The organism is Pseudomonas matsuisoli (assembly GCF_014647635.1).
Classification (GTDB): domain Bacteria; phylum Pseudomonadota; class Gammaproteobacteria; order Pseudomonadales; family Pseudomonadaceae; genus Pseudomonas_P; species Pseudomonas_P matsuisoli.
On record NZ_BMPO01000005.1, the window covers coordinates 361,756 to 379,278 of the forward strand.

16 protein-coding genes are annotated in these 17,523 nt (G+C 58.5%); 6 read left to right on the plus strand and 10 right to left on the minus strand.

From position 1 onward, the window contains the following. Positions 1 to 24: 24 nt before the first annotated feature. Positions 25 to 474, plus strand: a complete 450-nt coding sequence (locus IEY47_RS13265; protein ID WP_188983721.1) for a DUF2141 domain-containing protein — start codon at positions 25 to 27, stop codon at positions 472 to 474. Positions 475 to 583: 109 nt separating this feature from the next. On the opposite strand, the gene IEY47_RS13270 is transcribed toward IEY47_RS13265, so the two are convergent. The 6 genes from IEY47_RS13270 to IEY47_RS13295 form a co-directional block, all read right to left on the minus strand. Beyond that, complete coding sequence (locus IEY47_RS13270) at positions 584 to 1,141, minus strand: lipocalin family protein (RefSeq protein WP_188983722.1); 558 nt, start codon at positions 1,139 to 1,141, stop codon at positions 584 to 586. 20 nt (positions 1,142 to 1,161) lie between these two features. After that, positions 1,162 to 1,416, minus strand: coding sequence for an outer membrane protein assembly factor BamE domain-containing protein (gene bamE / locus IEY47_RS13275; protein WP_188983723.1), 255 nt, complete (start codon positions 1,414 to 1,416; stop codon positions 1,162 to 1,164). A 169-nt stretch (positions 1,417 to 1,585) separates the two neighbouring features. Next, entirely contained in the window at positions 1,586 to 2,200 is a 615-nt protein-coding gene (locus IEY47_RS13280) for a DUF924 family protein (RefSeq protein WP_188983724.1), read from the minus strand. A gap of 3 nt (positions 2,201 to 2,203) precedes the next feature. Continuing rightward, a complete protein-coding gene (locus tag IEY47_RS13285; protein WP_188983725.1) occupies positions 2,204 to 3,214 on the minus strand; it encodes a class 1 fructose-bisphosphatase in 1,011 nt (336 codons plus the stop codon). Between the two features lie 261 nt (positions 3,215 to 3,475). Beyond that, entirely contained in the window at positions 3,476 to 3,646 is a 171-nt protein-coding gene (locus IEY47_RS13290) for a hypothetical protein (protein ID WP_188983726.1), read from the minus strand. A 79-nt stretch (positions 3,647 to 3,725) separates the two neighbouring features. Continuing rightward, positions 3,726 to 6,182, minus strand: coding sequence for a glycogen/starch/alpha-glucan phosphorylase (locus IEY47_RS13295; protein ID WP_188983727.1), 2,457 nt, complete (start codon positions 6,180 to 6,182; stop codon positions 3,726 to 3,728). A 259-nt stretch (positions 6,183 to 6,441) separates the two neighbouring features. Between IEY47_RS13295 and IEY47_RS13300 the strand changes: the two genes are divergently transcribed. After that, entirely contained in the window at positions 6,442 to 7,551 is a 1,110-nt protein-coding gene (locus tag IEY47_RS13300) for a serine hydrolase (RefSeq protein ID WP_188983728.1), read from the plus strand. Next, positions 7,548 to 8,630: a serine hydrolase gene (locus IEY47_RS13305; protein ID WP_188983729.1), complete on the plus strand. Its 1,083-nt coding sequence runs from the start codon at positions 7,548 to 7,550 to the stop codon at positions 8,628 to 8,630. Before IEY47_RS13300 ends, IEY47_RS13305 begins: the two co-directional genes overlap by 4 nt. 20 nt (positions 8,631 to 8,650) lie before the next feature. Here the strand turns inward: IEY47_RS13305 and IEY47_RS13310 are convergent, their stop codons facing one another. Together IEY47_RS13310 and IEY47_RS13315 are read right to left on the minus strand one after the other, a co-directional pair. After that, on the minus strand, positions 8,651 to 11,047 hold the full coding sequence (locus tag IEY47_RS13310) for a glycoside hydrolase family 65 protein (protein ID WP_188983730.1): 2,397 nt from the start codon (positions 11,045 to 11,047) through the stop codon (positions 8,651 to 8,653). Next, on the minus strand, positions 11,040 to 11,999 hold the full coding sequence (locus tag IEY47_RS13315; protein ID WP_188983731.1) for a ribokinase: 960 nt from the start codon (positions 11,997 to 11,999) through the stop codon (positions 11,040 to 11,042). The genes IEY47_RS13310 and IEY47_RS13315 overlap by 8 nt, the downstream gene beginning before the upstream one ends. Before the next feature lie 194 nt (positions 12,000 to 12,193). On the opposite strand from IEY47_RS13315, the gene IEY47_RS13320 reads away from it, so the two are divergent. Genes IEY47_RS13320 through IEY47_RS13330 form a run of 3 tightly spaced genes read left to right on the plus strand, consistent with a single transcriptional unit; the run spans position 12,194 to position 14,561 of the window. Continuing rightward, positions 12,194 to 13,204 carry an SDR family oxidoreductase gene (locus IEY47_RS13320; RefSeq protein WP_188983732.1) on the plus strand — a complete coding sequence of 337 codons (1,011 nt, stop codon included), beginning with the start codon at positions 12,194 to 12,196 and terminating at the stop codon, positions 13,202 to 13,204. 23 nt (positions 13,205 to 13,227) lie between these two features. After that, entirely contained in the window at positions 13,228 to 13,965 is a 738-nt protein-coding gene (locus IEY47_RS13325) for a DUF2238 domain-containing protein (RefSeq protein WP_188983733.1), read from the plus strand. Then, the gene (locus IEY47_RS13330; RefSeq protein WP_188983734.1) at positions 13,962 to 14,561 is read left to right on the plus strand and encodes an invasion associated locus B family protein; all 600 of its coding nucleotides are present in this window, start codon (positions 13,962 to 13,964) and stop codon (positions 14,559 to 14,561) included. Before IEY47_RS13325 ends, IEY47_RS13330 begins: the two co-directional genes overlap by 4 nt. A 157-nt stretch (positions 14,562 to 14,718) precedes the next feature. Here IEY47_RS13330 and IEY47_RS13335 read toward each other — a convergent pair whose 3' ends face one another. After that, positions 14,719 to 15,357 (minus strand): DUF2931 family protein, encoded by a 639-nt coding sequence (locus IEY47_RS13335; protein WP_188983735.1) that lies wholly within the window; start codon positions 15,355 to 15,357, stop codon positions 14,719 to 14,721. Continuing rightward, positions 15,354 to 17,523, minus strand: a 2,170-nt coding sequence (locus IEY47_RS13340) for a T6SS phospholipase effector Tle1-like catalytic domain-containing protein (RefSeq protein ID WP_188983736.1), incomplete at its 5' end; no start/stop codon positions are given. The genes IEY47_RS13340 and IEY47_RS13335, both read right to left, overlap by 4 nt.

Sequence of the window (17,523 nt, forward strand, 5' to 3'; positions counted from 1 at the left end):
GAACGTCTTGAGAAGGATTCGGTGATGGCAGACAGGAAACGGGATACGACACGAACCCGCGCAGCATGCCTGCTCTCCGTGCTGCTCGGGTCGAATATCGCGCAGGCGGCCAACATACGGATCGCCACCGATCCGCCCTTCGATAAGGGCACGCTTTACGCATCCATTCATGCAGCCGACGCCCCAGACTGGAACACACCTCTGCGCACCCTCGAAAGCGATGAAGCTGACCCCATGTTCGAGGGACTCGCGCCTGGACGCTACGCGGTTCAGCTATTCATCGATCTCAATGGCAACGGTTCGCTGGACACCTCGCCGCGGGGATTTCCCCGCGAACCGGTAGGGTTCTCGCAAAATCCCTCCTTGCTCAGAGGACAACCTGATCCCAATGACTGTGCATTCGAACTCGGTGATCGCAACGTGGAGCTACGCGTGCGGTTGTACCAACCGCGAAATCCAGTCACCGCGAAGTGAGCTAATTGCCTGGGAAAACAGCCCCGCTTACGTGCGGCGCGCTCGACTCACTGCAGGGCTCCGGCGACCTGCGACCGGCGACCGTGCAGCGAATCGTCCGCCATATAAATCATCGCGCGTTCGGCATCGCCTCGTCCGGCGTACGCCAGATCAGCTTTTCCGTGTCATAGCCTTGTTTGCGCGCAGCAAGGAGCATCTTGTTGAGCGCATCCTGATCGACATTCGGCTCCCTGGACAGCAACCACAGGTAGCTTAGGCTGGAGTCCCCAACGACGGCGTTTTCATAGTCGTCGTCGAGATAAATGATCCAGTACTCGCCACGCGCCAGGGCACTCAGCAATTTGCTTTCGGTAAACGTGACGGTGAGTTTGTCCGTGCTGCCTTTGACCTGCGGCGTGGCCGTACCGTGGACTTCCTGCCATTCACCTTTCTTGTCCAGGCAGCGATTGAGCACACCGACCTCATCAGCGCTTTTCAGCGTGTAGTGCGCCTCGGATTGCAAGCAATCGCGCTGAAAGAACATGGGCAACCGTGCCAATTCGTACCAGGCACCCTGATAACGCTCCAAATCAACCTTGCCCACCGTTTGCGGCGGCGCTTGTCCGGTTCCAGAGTTAGCGCAGGCCGTTAACAACAATAGGCTGATGAAGACGCTTAAGAGTCGCATCGAAGCTCCCTTGAATGAATTTATTGAAGGCCCTTGCCGGAATACGTCAGCACGATATCTCTGGCGTATTGCACGCTGATCGAGCGTTGCGCATCACCCCATCTACAGCTGGAAACGCCCATCGCCGAATCACATTCGGCAGGCTTACCCAACAGCGTTTCGACATCCGCTTTGGACATTCCGGTTTTAAGCTGCGCGTAATTTTCCTGACTGACTTTGCTGCAAGCAACCAGCGCGGCACAGATGGCCAGCATCACGACGGCACGCGAGGACATGTTGGTACTCCTGAACACAGGGTTGGGCGCTCAACCTGCCGCCACCACGGGGCAGTCTGAAGGGAGCGCAGCGGCTTGGACTTTGCCGGCTCGGGGAAGTTGCGGTCGCGGTACCCCTGGCTTTCGAGAAAGCACACTCGCGACGCCAGCGGCTCGTAGGCCAAGCCTTTTAGAAACGAGAACCTGGTTCTTGCAGGAACGCATGTTCTTCTGGCGTGGATGCCCGCCCCAGAATCGCATTGCGATGAGGAAAACGGCCAAACCGTTCGATGACGGTGCGGTGACGTCTCGCATAGTCCAGGAAACCGTCAAAAACGGGAATATCCGCATCGCTGCACGTGTCGCGCAGCTGCGAAAACAACGTGACGGCTCGATCCTGTGAAGCGAGGTCTTCCGCATGTTCGAACGGTAGATAGACGAAGACTCGTTCGATGGGCGCAAGCGCCAAGTGCAACCCTTTCGCGATCCCGGCCTCGGCGGCGGCCAGCGCCATGGGATCGCCGGAAAACGCGCGAGGCGTTCCCCGGTGGATCATCCGCGGCAATTGGTCCAGCAGCAGCGTCCGGGCGAGCCAGCCGCCGGAAGACTCGTTCCAATGAACCAACCCGCCGGCGAGCGCTTGCTCCGTCATATCTGCGAACAGCGCTCGCGCTTCTGCGTCTTGCGACGCCTGATAGCCGAACCACAGGCGATGCTTACGTTCCGACGCTGCCCGCGCATCCAGGCCGCCCTCCTCGGAACGCGGCCCGAACCACCAGTCGAGTAGCGGCGTCCAGGCGCTCATGGCTTACGCGTTGTGATAGCCGGTGACGCGGTCGACTTCTTCCTTGGACCCAAGGAAAACCGGTACACGCTGGTGCAGCGCGGTCGGTTGGATATCGAGAATGCGCTGCGTACCGTCCGTAGCCACGCCGCCCGCCTGTTCGATGATCATGGCCATTGGGTTGGCCTCGTACATCAGACGCAATTTGCCTGGCTTGGAAGGATCGCGCTTGTCACGTGGGTACATGAACACGCCACCGCGAGTCAGGATGCGGTGAACGTCGGCCACCATCGAGGCAATCCAGCGCATGTTGTAGTTCTTGCCCAGCGGGCCTTCCTTGCCGGCCAGAAGCTCGTCCACGTAGCGCTGAACGGGCGCTTCCCAGTGACGCTGGTTGGACATGTTAATGGCGAACTCGGCCGTGGATTCTGGCACGCGGATGTTGTCGTGCGTCAGGACGAAGCTGCCCATCTCACGATCCAGGGTAAAGCCGATGACGCCCTCGCCCAGGGTCAGTACGAGCATGGTTTGCGGGCCGTAGACCGCATAACCCGCGGCGACTTGCTGAGTACCCGGTTGCAGGAAAGCTTCTTCGCCCAGCGAGTCGTTCTGGCTGAAACATTCACCAGGGCAACGCATGACGGAGAAAATCGTCCCGACCGACACGTTCACATCGATGTTCGAGGAGCCGTCCAGCGGGTCGAACGTCAACAGGTAGGCGCCCTTCGGATAGCGACCTGGGATCTGGTAAGGCTCATCCATCTCCTCGGAGGCCATCGCCGCCAAAGTGCCGCCCCACTCGTTCGCCTCGAGCAGGATTTCGTTGGACAACACGTCGAGCTTCTTCTGAACTTCACCCTGCACGTTCTCGGTTTCGGTGCTGCCGAGCACGCCACCCAGTGCGCCTTTGGAGACAGCATGGCTGATCTCCTTGCAGGCCCGTGCCACTACTTCGATAAGAAAGCGCAGATCCGCAGGCGTGTTATGGCTGCGGGTCTGCTCGATGAGATAGCGACTCAGGGTTACGCGGGACATTAGCGGACTCCGAAAGGTAGGAAAGCCGCGCAGTTTAGCGCGAGCAGGTGAGCAATGCTCCTGTCAGACCGGGATTGCCGGGGAAGGTTTCCCGCTTCGCTTGTAGCGGTTTTAAAAATTGACTACTCAAGGTGGCGAGTTAGGAGAGGTTAACCACCTTAGCGGCGGATTTCTTTTCGCGAGATAGGCCTAAAGAAACAACGGCGGCATGCCTTTGGATCTGCAGAGCCCCCATCAACGCTTTCGCGGGCAAGCCCGCTCCTACAGGGTTACGGGCGCTTTTGTAGGCGCGGGCCGGGCGGCGAACCGCTTGCCCGCGAACACGTAGGACGGATCGATTCTGACATTCCAGACAGGCTGGAAATACGGCATCACCACCAGATAGCCACAATCCTGACATTCCAGTAAAACGTGGAAGTCAGATATCGCCACAAGATCTCCACAACACGCAGGTTTCACCCGCCCTACACCAAAGCCTGCGCTAGGCATAGGGCGGCAATCGCGTCGGCTTTTAGTCCAGCGCCTTCCAGATATCCCGCGCGTACTCACGGATGGTACGGTCCGACGAGAACCAGCCTGCGCGCGCCGTATTGAGAACCGCCGAACGCCACCACAGCTTTGGCGAGCGCCAGTAGGCCGCGACCTTGCGTTGCGCATCCCAATAGTCATCGAAATCGGCGCATACGAAGAAGGTGTCGTGTGCGATCAATCCGTCGATCAGCCCTTTGTAGCGGTTGGGGTCATCGGGCGAGAACGCGCCGCGATGGATGGCTTGCAACACCTCATTCAGGCGCGGCGACGCATCCAACCATGGCTGCGCATTGAATTCACCTGCGGCTTTGCGCGCCTCGACCTGACGCGCGCTCATGCCAAAGATAAACATGTGCTCCTCACCGATCTGCTCGCTCATCTCGACGTTGGCGCCGTCCAAGGTGCCGATGGTCAACGCGCCGTTGAGCGCGAACTTCATGTTGCTGGTGCCCGAAGCTTCGTAACCGGCGGTGGAGATTTGCTCGGAAAGATCGGCCGCCGGAATGATCGCCTCCGCCAGGCTGACGTTGTAGTTCGGCAGGAAAGCGACCTTCAGCATCCCACGCAGCGTTGGGTCATTGTTAACGGTGCGCGCGATGTCGTTAGCCAGCTTGATGATGAGCTTTGCGGAGTGATAGCTCGCTGCGGCCTTGCCCGCGAATATCTTCACACGGGGGACCCAGTCGATATGCGGCTCAGCACGCATCGCCTGATACAGCGCCACCGTGTGCAGCAGGTTGAGCAATTGCCGCTTGTACTCGTGGATGCGCTTGACCTGAACATCGAACAGCGCATCTGGGTCGAGCACTACACCGATGCGCTCGCGGACCAAATTCGCCAGGTGCACCTTCGCCTCGCGGCGCTGCTCTACGAATTGCTTGCGGAAGGATGGCTTGTCCGCGAACGACTCCAGTTGCAAGAGGCGGGTCTCCGGTTCATCCAGAACCTCCGGACCGATGGCGTCCACCAGCATTCGCGTTAAACGAGGGTTGGACTGATACAGCCAACGACGGAAGGTAATGCCGTTGGTTTTATTGTTGATGCGATCTGGGTACAGCTGGTGCAAATGCTTGAACACGGTCACCCGCATCAGGTCGGTGTGCAAGCCGGACACGCCATTGATGCTGTGGGAGCCAATGAACGCCAGGTTGCCCATACGCACCCGTCGCCCGTTGTCTTCCTGGATCAGTGAGACCGCACGCAGCAGCTCGAAATCGTGCAGGTCTTTGGCTCGCAGCGCATCAATGTGATACGCGTTGATCAGGTAGATGATCTGCATGTGACGGGGCAGCAGATGCTCCATCAAGCCGACGGACCAGGTTTCCAATGCTTCCGGCAGCAACGTGTGGTTCGTGTAAGAGAGCGTCCCGACAGTCGCCGTCCAGGCTTCGTCCCAGGTCAAACCATGCACGTCCACCATCAGCCGCATGAGCTCGGCAACCGCAATCGCGGGGTGCGTGTCGTTGAGCTGGATCGACACATACTGTGGTAGTTCACGCAGATCGCCATTCTGCTTCATGAAACGGCGAATGAGATCTTGCAGCGAAGACGAAACGAAGAAGTATTCCTGACGCAGCCGCAGCTGCTGCCCCGCTTCGGTGCTGTCCGCTGGATACAGCACCCGCGAGATGCTTTCCGCGCGCGCTTCATCGAGCACGGCGCCAACGTGGTCACCGGCGTTGAAGCGTTCAAGGTGAAGATCGCTTTCAGCGCGGGCGCGCCAGAGGCGCAAGGTATTCACCGCCCGCCCCCGCCAGCCTACGACTGGCGTGTCATAAGCGATAGAGCGCACGACGTCCGCGGGCTCCCAATGTTGACGCTCGCCTTTGGGATCGTCCGGCAGATTGGTGACGCCACCGCCAAAACCAATCTTGTACGTCACCTCCGCGCGCTCGAATTCCCAAGGGTTGCCGAAGTCGAGCCAGGTTTCGGTCTGCTCGTGTTGCCAACCATCCACGATCGCCTGGCGGAATAGCCCGTGCTCGTAGCGGATACCGTACCCGTGCGCCGCGACGCCCAGCGTCGCCATGCTTTCCATGAAGCACGCTGCGAGTCGTCCCAGGCCGCCGTTGCCAAGCGCGGCGTCGGGCTCGAGCTGACGAATGCGATCGAGATCGACGTCCAGATCCGCCAGCGCCTGACGGGCAACGTCGAGCAGGCCGAGATTGCTTAAACTGTCGAACAGCAGCCGACCAATCAGAAATTCCAGCGAGAGGTAGTAGACGCGCTTCTGGTTGCCCCGATAGATGCGCCGGGTGTGGTCCATCCACGGGTCCACGATGCGGTCGCGGGCGGCCAGTGCAATCGCTTCGAACCAGTCATGGTCGAAGGCATGTTCGGGGTCTTTGCCGACGGAATACGTCAGCTTCGACAGAACCGCTTCGCGGAATGCGGCCACTTCGGCGGGATCGATTGAAACGGGGGACTCCTGGGACATTGACATGCATCCTCGGCTGGCGAAAGACAGGCGGAGGGCCAAACAACGGCCTCGTGAGTGTGACCATTAGGTCATTTTGGCGTTCGCTGCAAATGCGAACGGGGATTCATATCCCTCTATTGTGCGAACCAAAAGGTTACAGAATTGGCACAGATGGCTTGAACGGCGTTTCAGCGAGAGGCGTCCACAGTTGTGGCATGGCATCCCTCCATAACCATTCGCCGACCCATGTACCGACCACGGGGACCCCATACTCCGCATGTTCAAGAGCCGCCCGATTTCTCGCCCGTCCCGCCGCAGCTTATCGGCGCTCCTGCTGACGGGCCTGCTGTTCAATACCGCTGTTTTCTCTGCACCCTCGACCTCTGACTGGTCGAGCACGCTCGATGCGAAACTTAAGAATATCGAGCAGTCCTACCCCGGAAATATTGGCGTATACGTAAAGGATCTCCAGACAGGTCAAAGCTATTCATTCAAGGCGGAAGAGCATTGGTACCTCGCCTCGATGGTAAAAGTGCCAGTGGCGATTGCCGTCATGCGTGCGGTGGAGCGTGGCGAGCTTGCCCTTGACCAGCGCCTGCCGTTGCTGTCGAGCGACTATGTTGATGGCGCTGGACAGACGAATTGGCATGGCCCGGGTGAGCGATTGACGGTGGACTGGCTCATCAGCCAGATGCTGATCAATAGCGACAACACCGCCACTGACGTCCTCATCCGCCAAATCGGCCTGGATGCGGTGAACCACGTCGTTGCCGAGCTCGCACCTGGCAATATTGAGACCATCACCCGCCTCGCAGACGTCCGGCGCCATGTGTATAGCCATTACCATCGGGCTGCGTTCGAACTGGTTGGGCGGCAGTTCTTGACCTTACGCCAGCAATCCACTGAAACCGAGCGGCGCCAAACCCTGGCCCGCCTGCTTAAGGTCCCTGCTCAGGAAATTGCCCAGATCAGCTACCACCAGGCGTTCGATCGCTATTACAGCGAAGGGCTCAACAGTGGCGCATTGACGGCCTACGGCCTGTTGCTGGAGCGTTTCTTTCGTGGCGAGGCGCTGCAGGCCGAGAGCACGCAATACCTGTTGAGCACGATGGGCAAGGTCGCAACCGGTAGAAAACGTCTGAGGAACGGATTACCCAAGGGCGTCGCACTGGCGCACAAGACCGGAACTCAATACGGACGCTTCTGCGATGCAGGCATCGCCCAGACCGGAGAAGGTGACATTCGCCATTCGGTGATCATCGCAACGTGCACACGAGGGGACATGTCGATGGCGCGCTCGGAAAAAGCGATCAGTGATGTTGGACGTGCGATCGGGATGTCCGGCGTACTGTCCGCCCCCATCACGGTTGGCGAGGCAAGCCGATGAAAAGGGTCATAACGGTCAGCCTATTGACTGCGCTCCTTTTCGTCGCCGGATTTAGCTTCTACAGCGGCGACACCAAGCACAGCAGCGCCATGCCCGCACTCGAGCAGCAGATAGCCGACTTGGACGCCCGCACACCTGGCGCACTAGGGGTGTACATCAAACACCTTGGCGATGGCCGCACGGTGCACCATGGTGATGATCGCAGTTGGTACCTCGCCTCGACCATCAAAGTGCCCGTGGCAATCGCGACGCTGCAGGATGTGGATCGAGGCCGGCTTACCCTCGAAGATACCGTCTCGCTCGAGGAAACAGACAAGGTCGACGGCCCCGGGGAACTCGTCTGGCAGGACGCAGGCACCGAGCACGCTGTCGACGAATTACTGAAGGACATGCTGCAAATCAGCGACAGCACCGCTACCGGCATGCTGATTCGGCGCCTGGGCGAAGACGAGTTGAATCGCCGCGTCCAGCGGGATATCGCCGGTGACGGCTTCGGCACGATCACTAGCATCCTGGGCGTTCGTTATGCGCTGTACAGCGAGTTCACGCCGCGCGCCAGGCAACTCGATAACGAGCAGATCATCAGCATCGCATCGGTCGACTTGAGCGACAGACGCCGGGATGCCTTGGCCGACACGCTCGGGCTGTCAGCAGACGATTTTGCTATTCAGACGCTCGAACAGGCCTACGAGAATTACTACGCCACCGGACAAAACACCGCGAAATTGGACGCCTATGGCGAGATGCTGGAAAAGCTCGTACGCGGCGAACTGCTGGAGCCAGCAACGGCAGAGCGACTCTACGGTTACATGAAACTCGACACCTATGAGGGCTATCGCCTCGAAGCCGGTTTAGATCAAAAGATCCCTTTTGCGCATAAGACCGGTACGCAGTTCGAGCGCACCTGCCATGTGGGCATCATCGACCCGCTGACACCACAAAACGCAATCGTCGTTGCCGCCTGCGTGGCCGAGACCGACGAAGATGAAGCCGCCGAAACGCTCACTGAAGTCGGCAAGCTAATAAACACCCTGGTAGCAGAGTCGCAGCCTGAAAACGACGCACAGGCTATGCGATAGGAGAGAACCTGGGCGGGCGCTCAGCCCCTCCGGCAACAGACCTCGAACACCTCTCCCGGACTGAGAAAGACGGTCTGCTCCGCATGGTGCACCTCGATGGCAGTGCGGTTCTCAGATGCTGACCTTAGACGAAGTCGTGTTGCCTGCAATTCGACAGTGAGTTGCAGGCCTCGACACATGAACCCCAGCGCCACATCGCCAAGGGCCGCTGGCGGCGCAGGAGCCAGATGTATCCCCCGTACCGTTAAATGAATGCCCAGATAATGCCGCTGCAACACGTCCAGCGAACCCGCCATGGCCCCAAGATGCACCCCCTCGCGTGTTCCTCCGTCTGATGGCGAACAGAGATCGACGTCGAGACATTGCGTAAAACACGACCAGGATGCTTCAGGATCAGTGCGCGCAAGCGCACCTGCGCAGACCACCTGCGACAGACTGGACTCATGGGTGATACGCGCCATGTAGTAATCGATCGTCCGACGCGCGGCGTCCTCATCGACCGCGTAGCCCAAACGAAGGATCAGCGCGTTCAATTCGGGCACCGTGAACAAGTACGCCAACATCAACACGTCGGCTTGCTTGGTGAGTTGATACCGGTCGCACGAATCACCACGTGATTCAAGTAACCAGTCGAGCCTGGGCTGACCATCCTCGAGCCAGCTCGGTTCGGGAGTCTCCAGCGTGTCGAACCCTTCGAACTGAGCGAGTACGCCATCTTCGAGTACCGGCAAGTACATGCGCCGGCTTACATCGTCCCAGCGCGTGACTTCCTCATCGGTAATGCCCAGCCTGCCCCTCAGGCCATCAGCCGAGGGCTTCGAGAGCAACGTCAGTACGTCCAATGCGCGGCACAAGGTCCACACGGCCATCACATTGGTGTACGCGTTGTTGTCCAGGCCTGGCTGAGAGGCACCTGGGTATCCGTTGTGATATTCGTCCGGGCCAATCACGCCGCGAATCACATAGCGCTGCCGGCGTTCATCGAACTGCGCGATTGAACTCCAGAACCGTGCGACCTCGACGATAAGCTCGCCCACCTCGTCGGCCAGGAGCTTTTCATCGCCGCTCGCAAGGTAAAGCAGCCACGCGTCGAAGGCGATCGCCGAGCCGATATGCCGCTGCAGATAGGTGTGGTCCGGCATCCACCGCCCTGACAGGGGATTGCATTGATAAGGCGGCGTTTCTTCATGTCCTGTTCGGCCACTGCGCCACGGGAACATGGCACCTGAGAAACCCGCCCCCGCTGCGAGCTCACGCGCCGCAGAAAGGCGTCGATGGCGATATCGCACCAATCCGTGTGCGATATCCGGGAGGTGGGTGACCAGAAACGGAAATGCGAAGATTTCATCCCAGAAGACCTGACCGTAATAGCCTTCCTGCCAGCCTTTGGCGGGGAAGCCGATGTCGCGCTTGGCGCTGTGCGGTGTTGCCGTTTGCAGGAGGTGAAAGACGTGCAAGCGCAGCGGCAATTCAAGCTCAGGCCGGGACATATCCAACGGCGTTGCGGCCCACAGCCCGGACCAGGCTAGTCGGTGGCGAGACAGCATTTCGTCGAAGCGGATATCCGGCAGGTGCTCCAATACCGCCCGACGTGCATCGGTATCGTACGGGGGAAGTTCGGTGTCGACCAGGGCGGCTACCGAAAGCTCGACGGCGAGTCCGCCGTCCGCAGGCCGAACGCAGGCGAACGTGAACTGCGCGTGATCGTCAGCATGAGTAGCACTTACATGCTCTGGTGCAGGATAGACCCGCACCCGGCTCGCCATCGCTACCCGCCAACGCCGATCGTGCAAGGCTGCGCTGACTGCGGCGTCTCCCTCGCCCGCAACTTCCACCTCGATCGCCTGTAGTCGTTGCCCCTCATACGCTCGACTACGAACAAGCGCAGTGTTCGCGACGCGCGCGTCGATAGCACTTCGGACGTCCAGACGTTCAACCGCCGGGGGAATGCGTAGCGTCCAGCACAGCGATGCGCGGTTTGCCTCCGCCATATCGACCAGCCAACGCTCACGCAGACTGATTTCATGTCCGTCGAGAAGAAACGTCATCTCGCGTTCGACGATGGCGTCGTTCAGATGCAACCGCTGCCGATAGTGCCGTCGCTCCAGGGTCTCGGTCGAAAGCCACTCGCCGCCATCCAGACGAATGCTCAAGCCGAACGGGTGAGGAAGATTCACTAACGCCGCGACGTCGGTGGTACGGCCTGCGACCAGCCGCGGCGCGTCGTCATACCAACCGGCGCGATAAAAACCCGCATAGTGCTCACTGTCTTGCCCAGGAATGCGGCCTTCCGCCGCCTCAGGTGCGCTCGGACGGCAGGAAAGGACACCGTTGCTCAACGCGAACAACGAGGTCCGCCGCCGCTCGTCATCCTTGTCGTAATGATCGAACTCGACACGCCAATCACGCTCAAGCATCCAACGTCCTCGCTCGCTCGAGAATACGAGGCACTCTGGCCAATAATTGCTCACGATCGGGATAGCCGGGCTGGGAGCCATAGACCGTCACAGCCCGATTCGCCCCCGCCACGCCCCACGCGGCTGCCTCGCGTGGGGCGTGCCCTTCGGACAAAGCAATTGCGAACAGCCCGGTAAATGCATCGCCTGCACCGGTACTGTCAACGACATCGACGCGTTCCGCAGGCAGGTGAGTCAGCGTGTCCGCAGTCGCCAATACACAACCTCCATCCCCAAGTTTCACGCACACGATATCGACGCCCCGTTCGCGCAGCGCTTTGGCGGCCGTAGCGGCTTGCTCAATGGAGGCTGCCGGCTTTCCGGACAGCCCCTCCGCTTCGTCAGGATTTGGTGTAATGGCGAGGAACGCCGGCAATAAATCATCTGCTACGCGGTCCGGGAACGAGGGATCGACGACTACCTTGATCCCTCGCGCCTGCGCCACCTCTACCGCCAAACGAACCACAGCCGCAGGCACTTCGAAATCCAGGACTAAAAACGCAGGCAATGCAGCGCGCACGATGGCCTCGCGCATCTGACCGATGGCCGCATCATCCCATTGGTCATTGGCGTTGGAAGCCAGGACGATATGCTTTTTGCCGTCCGGCGGTACCAAGATCATCGAGACGCCAGTGGCTTCACTTTTCGCGGTCGAAACGCCTTCGAGGCAGACCCCCAGATCCCGCAGTGGGGCAAATGTCTGCTCGGCTAAACCGTCATCCCCTACCCGCCCGATCAGCAAGCTGGGATGACCGAACCGCGCTGCCAGGTACGCCGTATTGCTGGCCTTACCGCCTGCGAATCGGCAGAAGTCTCTTGCCAGCAGCGTTTCCTTCGCGCCCGGTGGCTGGTCGATCCGCACCTGGAAATCCGCGTTAATGCTTCCTAACGAGATCAGCGTGGCCCGAGTCACGAAGCGCCTCTTTATCTGAATGACGTTAGCTGAGAGACCCATGACGATCCGCTCGGGTTCGTCCGGTGACACGTGCTGTAAAGCTCTGACGGGATAAGGCGAAGAACCCTTCGCCGCGCCATCGGTCCCGCGCCGGGAACCTGACGACCCGCGTTTATTTCTATCCAGAGACAGCGCGAGCGCCGGAGACCGTGATGAAACCCAGACTCAAACCCCTGAATGAACAAGTGATCGTCATCACTGGCGCTTCGAGCGGCATCGGCTTGGCGACGGCGGAAGCGGCGGCCCGCGCAGGGGCGCGATTGGTGTTGGTGTCGCGTAACGAAACGGCCTTGGCCGAAATCGAGCACCGCCTGGACCACACCGGCGATCGCGTCATGCACATGGTCGCCGACGTGGGTAATCGAGAAGACGTCGAGCGCGTCGCCACCGAGGTCATCTATCGCTTCGGTGGCTTCGATACCTGGATCAACAATGCCGGCGTGTCCGTTTGGGGGCGCCTCGACCAGGTCAGTGACGATGATCATTGGCGGGTGATGCAGACCAATTTCTGGGGCACGTTCTACGGCTCGACGATCGCGCTGGCGCATTTGCGCAGCAAGGGTGGCGCCATCATCAATATCGGCAGCGTCGAGTCCGAAACCCCTCTGCCCTTCCATGCCAGCTACAGCGCCAGCAAACATGCGATCAAGGCGCTGACCGATACCATGCGAGTGGAGCTGGAAAAAGTATCTGCGCCGGTGTCGGTGACACTGGTACGCCCCACTTCGACCGATACGCAGTTCATCGACCATTCGAAGAACGAGCATTCCAGCGCGCCCACGCTGGCGCCGCCCGCGTACGCACCAGAAACCGTTGCCGATGCCATTCTTCACGCCGCGCAACATTGGCAGCGGGACGTCTACATCGGCAACGCAAAGCCGCCATCCGAATTGGCCGGGCAAGTGCCTCGTGCGTTCGACTGGCTTAAAGGTAAGGTGACCGCGAATTGGACGCCCCGCAGACGCCATGACGATTATCCTAACGGCGTCCCCCATCGGATGACCCGGCAAACTTGGCCAGGCGGCTCCACTGCCCCTAGCGGTCATCCAGATTCACTCCTGCCAACCGTATCGTTGCGCGTCAGGCAGCATCCTGTCGCGACGGCCGCGCTAGTTGCCATTGGGGTGATGGCGGCTGTCACACTGCTGCGCAGAAAACACTAAAAGCAGACCATCAAGGCGGTTTAATGCTCCGCAGGATTTTGCTCGTTTCATTCGCTCTGATCGTAGCGACTGCACTGCTGATTTCAGCATTTAACCCCATGGACCGGACCACGTGGCTCTTGGAAGTGAGCCCGTTGATCGCGCTGTTTCCCGCGCTCATCTACCTTCATTGGCGTTTCCCGTTTAGCACGTTCGCCTACCTGCTGCTCACCGTGATGGGTGTAGGGCTCTCGATAGGCGCGCATTATGGCTTTGCCCACGTTCCCGCAGGCTTTTGGCTACAGGACGCGCTCGAGCTCGACCGTAATCCGTACGACCGTATCGGTCATGTATTGCAAGGCATCGTACCCGCCATCCTGGCGCGGGAATGGCTGATCCGCCACGAGCGCGTGCGGGGCAGAAAATTGCTACCGCTGCTCTGCGTCGCGGTAGCGATGAGCGTCAGCGCAGTCTACGAACTCGCCGAATGGGTTGCCGCGTTGGCCCTTGGTCAAGGTGCTGAGGAATTTCTTGGCATGCAAGGTGACGAATGGGATACCCAGGCGGACATGGCCTGCGCATTGTTCGGCGCACTCATCGCAATGACGGTGCTCGTGCCCTTGCATGACAAAAGCATGATCGCCGCCCGAAATGGCGCAGATCGAACAGATCGTAAATCACGGCGAGCACCGCCTGCCGTGGGCCACGCAACCACTCTGCCCACTACGCCGGAAAGGCTCGTCGGCAGCTCATTCAAGTCCCATGACAGAGACCCGCAATGAAAACGAATACCCAGACACTTCGCGCTTTCGGCCTTGCCAGCCTCGTTACGCTGGCCACCGCGTCCAGCGCATTTGCACAAACGCCCCCACCGGGCGGCGCGGCGGGAAATCCTGGTCAGGGCAACAATCCCAATATCCAGCAGGAGACGCACGGCGAATGGCAGGTCCGTTGCGGCAATGTTCCCACCGGTCCCGCCAGCGAGGGCAAGCCTGCGCCACAGCGCAAGATGTGCGTCATGTCCCAGGAACAAACGGACGATAAATCCAAGCAGCGCGTCATGGCGGTCGAGATGATTCCCGATGGCCAGGAAATACAGGCCACCTTCATCCTTCCGTTCGGGCTGTCCTTGCAAAAAGGCGTCAACCTTCAGGTCGACAACGGCACCGCCAGCGGCGCACTCCCCTTCCGGACCTGCCTACCGATCGGCTGCATCCTGCCGATCCGTTTCGATCAAAAACTCGCCGCCGACCTACGCAAAGGCAGCAAGCTGAATGTGACCGTCACGACTGACCGCGGCGAGGAAGTGAAGCTGGCGTTCTCACTGAGCGGGTTCACCAAGGCGATTGGGCGGGCAGGGGAAATGGCGAAGGGGTAACGCGGACTGCGTTTTCGATCTACCGCATACGCTGCTAACGACGTGGCTGCCATCCGGAGTGCCGGCTGGCAGTCACAGCCCATATCAGGCTAGATGGCCCGCCGTATCCGGGTACAGGCCTTCCTACCTCGTAAACCTATGCCTTGAGGGCCCGCGACTACCAAGATCCGTACGGAATTCCATGCTTCTCTATATAGGTTTTAGACTCAGGTTCTAGATCCGGCCAAGCATAACGGCCACCCGTTTGCCCCAGAGACGGTCCCCGCTTTTCAATCTTCGCTTCAACACGCTCGATTTCTATGGGTTCCAGACAAGGGCCACCGACCCACGCCTTAGCTATCCCGCCTGGAGCCATACCGATAGAAATAGTTTCTCGATAAAGATTATCGACGTACTTCCCATCCCAATTACAGAAGGCACGGTGTGGTTTAACCATTTCATCACGTACCCATTGTGGAATATCGATGCGTGCATAGTAGGTCTGAGGTTCAACTAGGGACTGCCAGCGCACAAAGATAATTTCGGGGAGATCGACGTTACTGATAGGTTTGGTTGCTCCGCCCCCACGCCCACCATTCCATCCGACAGTCCTACTGTAGGACGGAATGCCTCCGTGTACACGCTCGAACGCTAGTCCTCGCTTGTCTATTACATCGACCCCCTCTATCCACACCTCCATAAAACGAGGGGCAATTAGCCCTATTTGCCAGGTGCCATAAGGTAATTTTGACCGAGTTTCCCCACCAGCACAGGCTGTTAAAATAAAGACCATAAAGCCCATCAGAATAGTTTTCATTCTGGGTAGCGCTCCTGGGGTTTATTGCTATATACCAAACGTCGATTTGGCGCTGGCTTGTTTACCAAAAGCCCAGATACGGGCGTCCAATTAGCGGATAGATGAATGTACTTTCCAAAAAGCAATCGGTTATCGGCAACGCTCAATTTTTTTGAGCCACTAAGGGCATTAGCAAAAATTTTCTCGGCGATAGGCTGCAGATCTGAAGGAACCGCGAATGGATAAGCGCCTGGGATTTTCTTTAAAGGAACTCCGTGTTGCATAGCCAACTCCATCATCGCACGCAATGCCACCTTTGAAAGATCCCCATAAACCGTACGCTGAATAGCAACGGCTACAAATACACGCTCACTGACAGGAATTGAACCGCCGCGAGGCGGCTGTGGCGATTTCCAGAACGTGGGCTGCAAGCGTCCATCCCCAGGTAAACCTTGCGCTTCCAATTTTTCAACCAGTGCTAGAGCGCGCTTCCAAGCCGGACTATGCTCCAGTGGTCGCTGACGTGTCACCAGTACAAGCTCGGGTCGACTGAGCAAAAGTTTCTCTGTTTGCCTGGATAGGTAACCACCGCCAATATCAGAGTGAGCACCGGGTAACTCAATGTCCTTATGTTCCGGACCCACACTATTCAAGGCAAAGTTCCAGCGCCGCTCATCACGGGCAGTCAGGTGTACGACTTTGCGAGCGCACCCAGAGGGCAGATAGAGATTAACGCCTCGGTTATGATGATTTGCAGGGCTAAAATCACCACTTCTAACATCAGCGATTGCAGCAACAGTATCGAACAGGCCAATAAAATTTAAGCTTGCATGCGTCTGCCAATTAAACTCTGGCAACAAGCCACCTTCTCCCGAACGAAGGATATTTCCCAGAACACCACCATCATTTTTTAATACCTCGTTAGCGAAATGTCGAGCAGCCGCTGCGCCTCGACTAAAGCCAAAAACATCAAATTCAACATCACTGACCTTAACCATTGGGTTCGATTGGAAGAAGCCACGCAATTTATCAGCTATTTTATTCGGACTTTGCTCAACTCGCCTAACGACTCCTGTCTCGCCACTACCCGTTCCCTGACCATAAATAGAATCGATGCTACCGCTCCGTGTGCCGATTCCATCTATATAGGCTTTTACGTAGCCCATGGTAGCGTCAAGAGAGATTTCACTTGAGGCATCGTCCTTATACAAATCAAACAACAGCGCTATGTTACTGGCTGTATTACCATAGCTGTTGTTTGGCGTCGTACTAAATACACCGTCCTCGCCGATGTCCTTGAAACCATAGCGAGCACAATGGTCAACGATACTTGCTAACGCGGCGTCATCGAACTGTTCCCGATCTTCTCGTCGACACTGCTCGGTAATTGCCGCATTGGCGAGGTTATTACCGGTACCGTCGAAGAAAATACCAATGCGCAGCGTGATGATCTGTTCAAGATCATCTTGGGAGGCCTCTCTCGAAGTTTCTTGTTTTTCTTCTCCCCAGACGCGCCTAACGATAGCCGGTAGCGGTTCCAACGCCCGAGCATTAGCAATTGGAGCTTTCAACAACAAGCCGGCCAAAGCTATCTCAGCCGAACGCGGAAGCACTGTTGGCTTGATAGAGGCGCTGGCGCCCTGACCTGGGGCCCCGCCCGAATTCAAGTTGATATTTACGCCGGAAAAGGTCACGCCACTTGGATCGACCTTAAGAAAACTTCCGCCGGCGCTGGCAGTCAGCTCCATACCGGCATCGATGACGACTTTCTCACCAGCGTAATAATGGATCTCATCGCCTGTTTCTATTAACAGGCCAGTGCCGATCTTGATGTGCTGGGTTTGGCCGACAGCGAGGTGGTCGCTAGTTTGGATCTCGCTCTTGCGGTCGCCATGGGTGGTGCGGTGCTCTTCGGCCTTGAACTCGCTGTAGCTATTCGCCTCAACGGTATCGTGACGCTCGTGGCCGACGCGGATCTTCTGGTCGTGCTCAATGTTTTCGTCCCAGTCCCGCTGGGCATGGATGTAGATCTGCTCCTGCCCTGTGCGGTCTTCGATGCTTAGTTCGTTGTAGCCGCCACCGCCGGGGCTGGACAGGGTTTTGAAGACGCTGCGGGTCTTGTTCGCCGGCAGGTCATAGGGGACGGCGTGTTCCTTGTGATACAGGCAACCGGTGACCAGGGGTTGA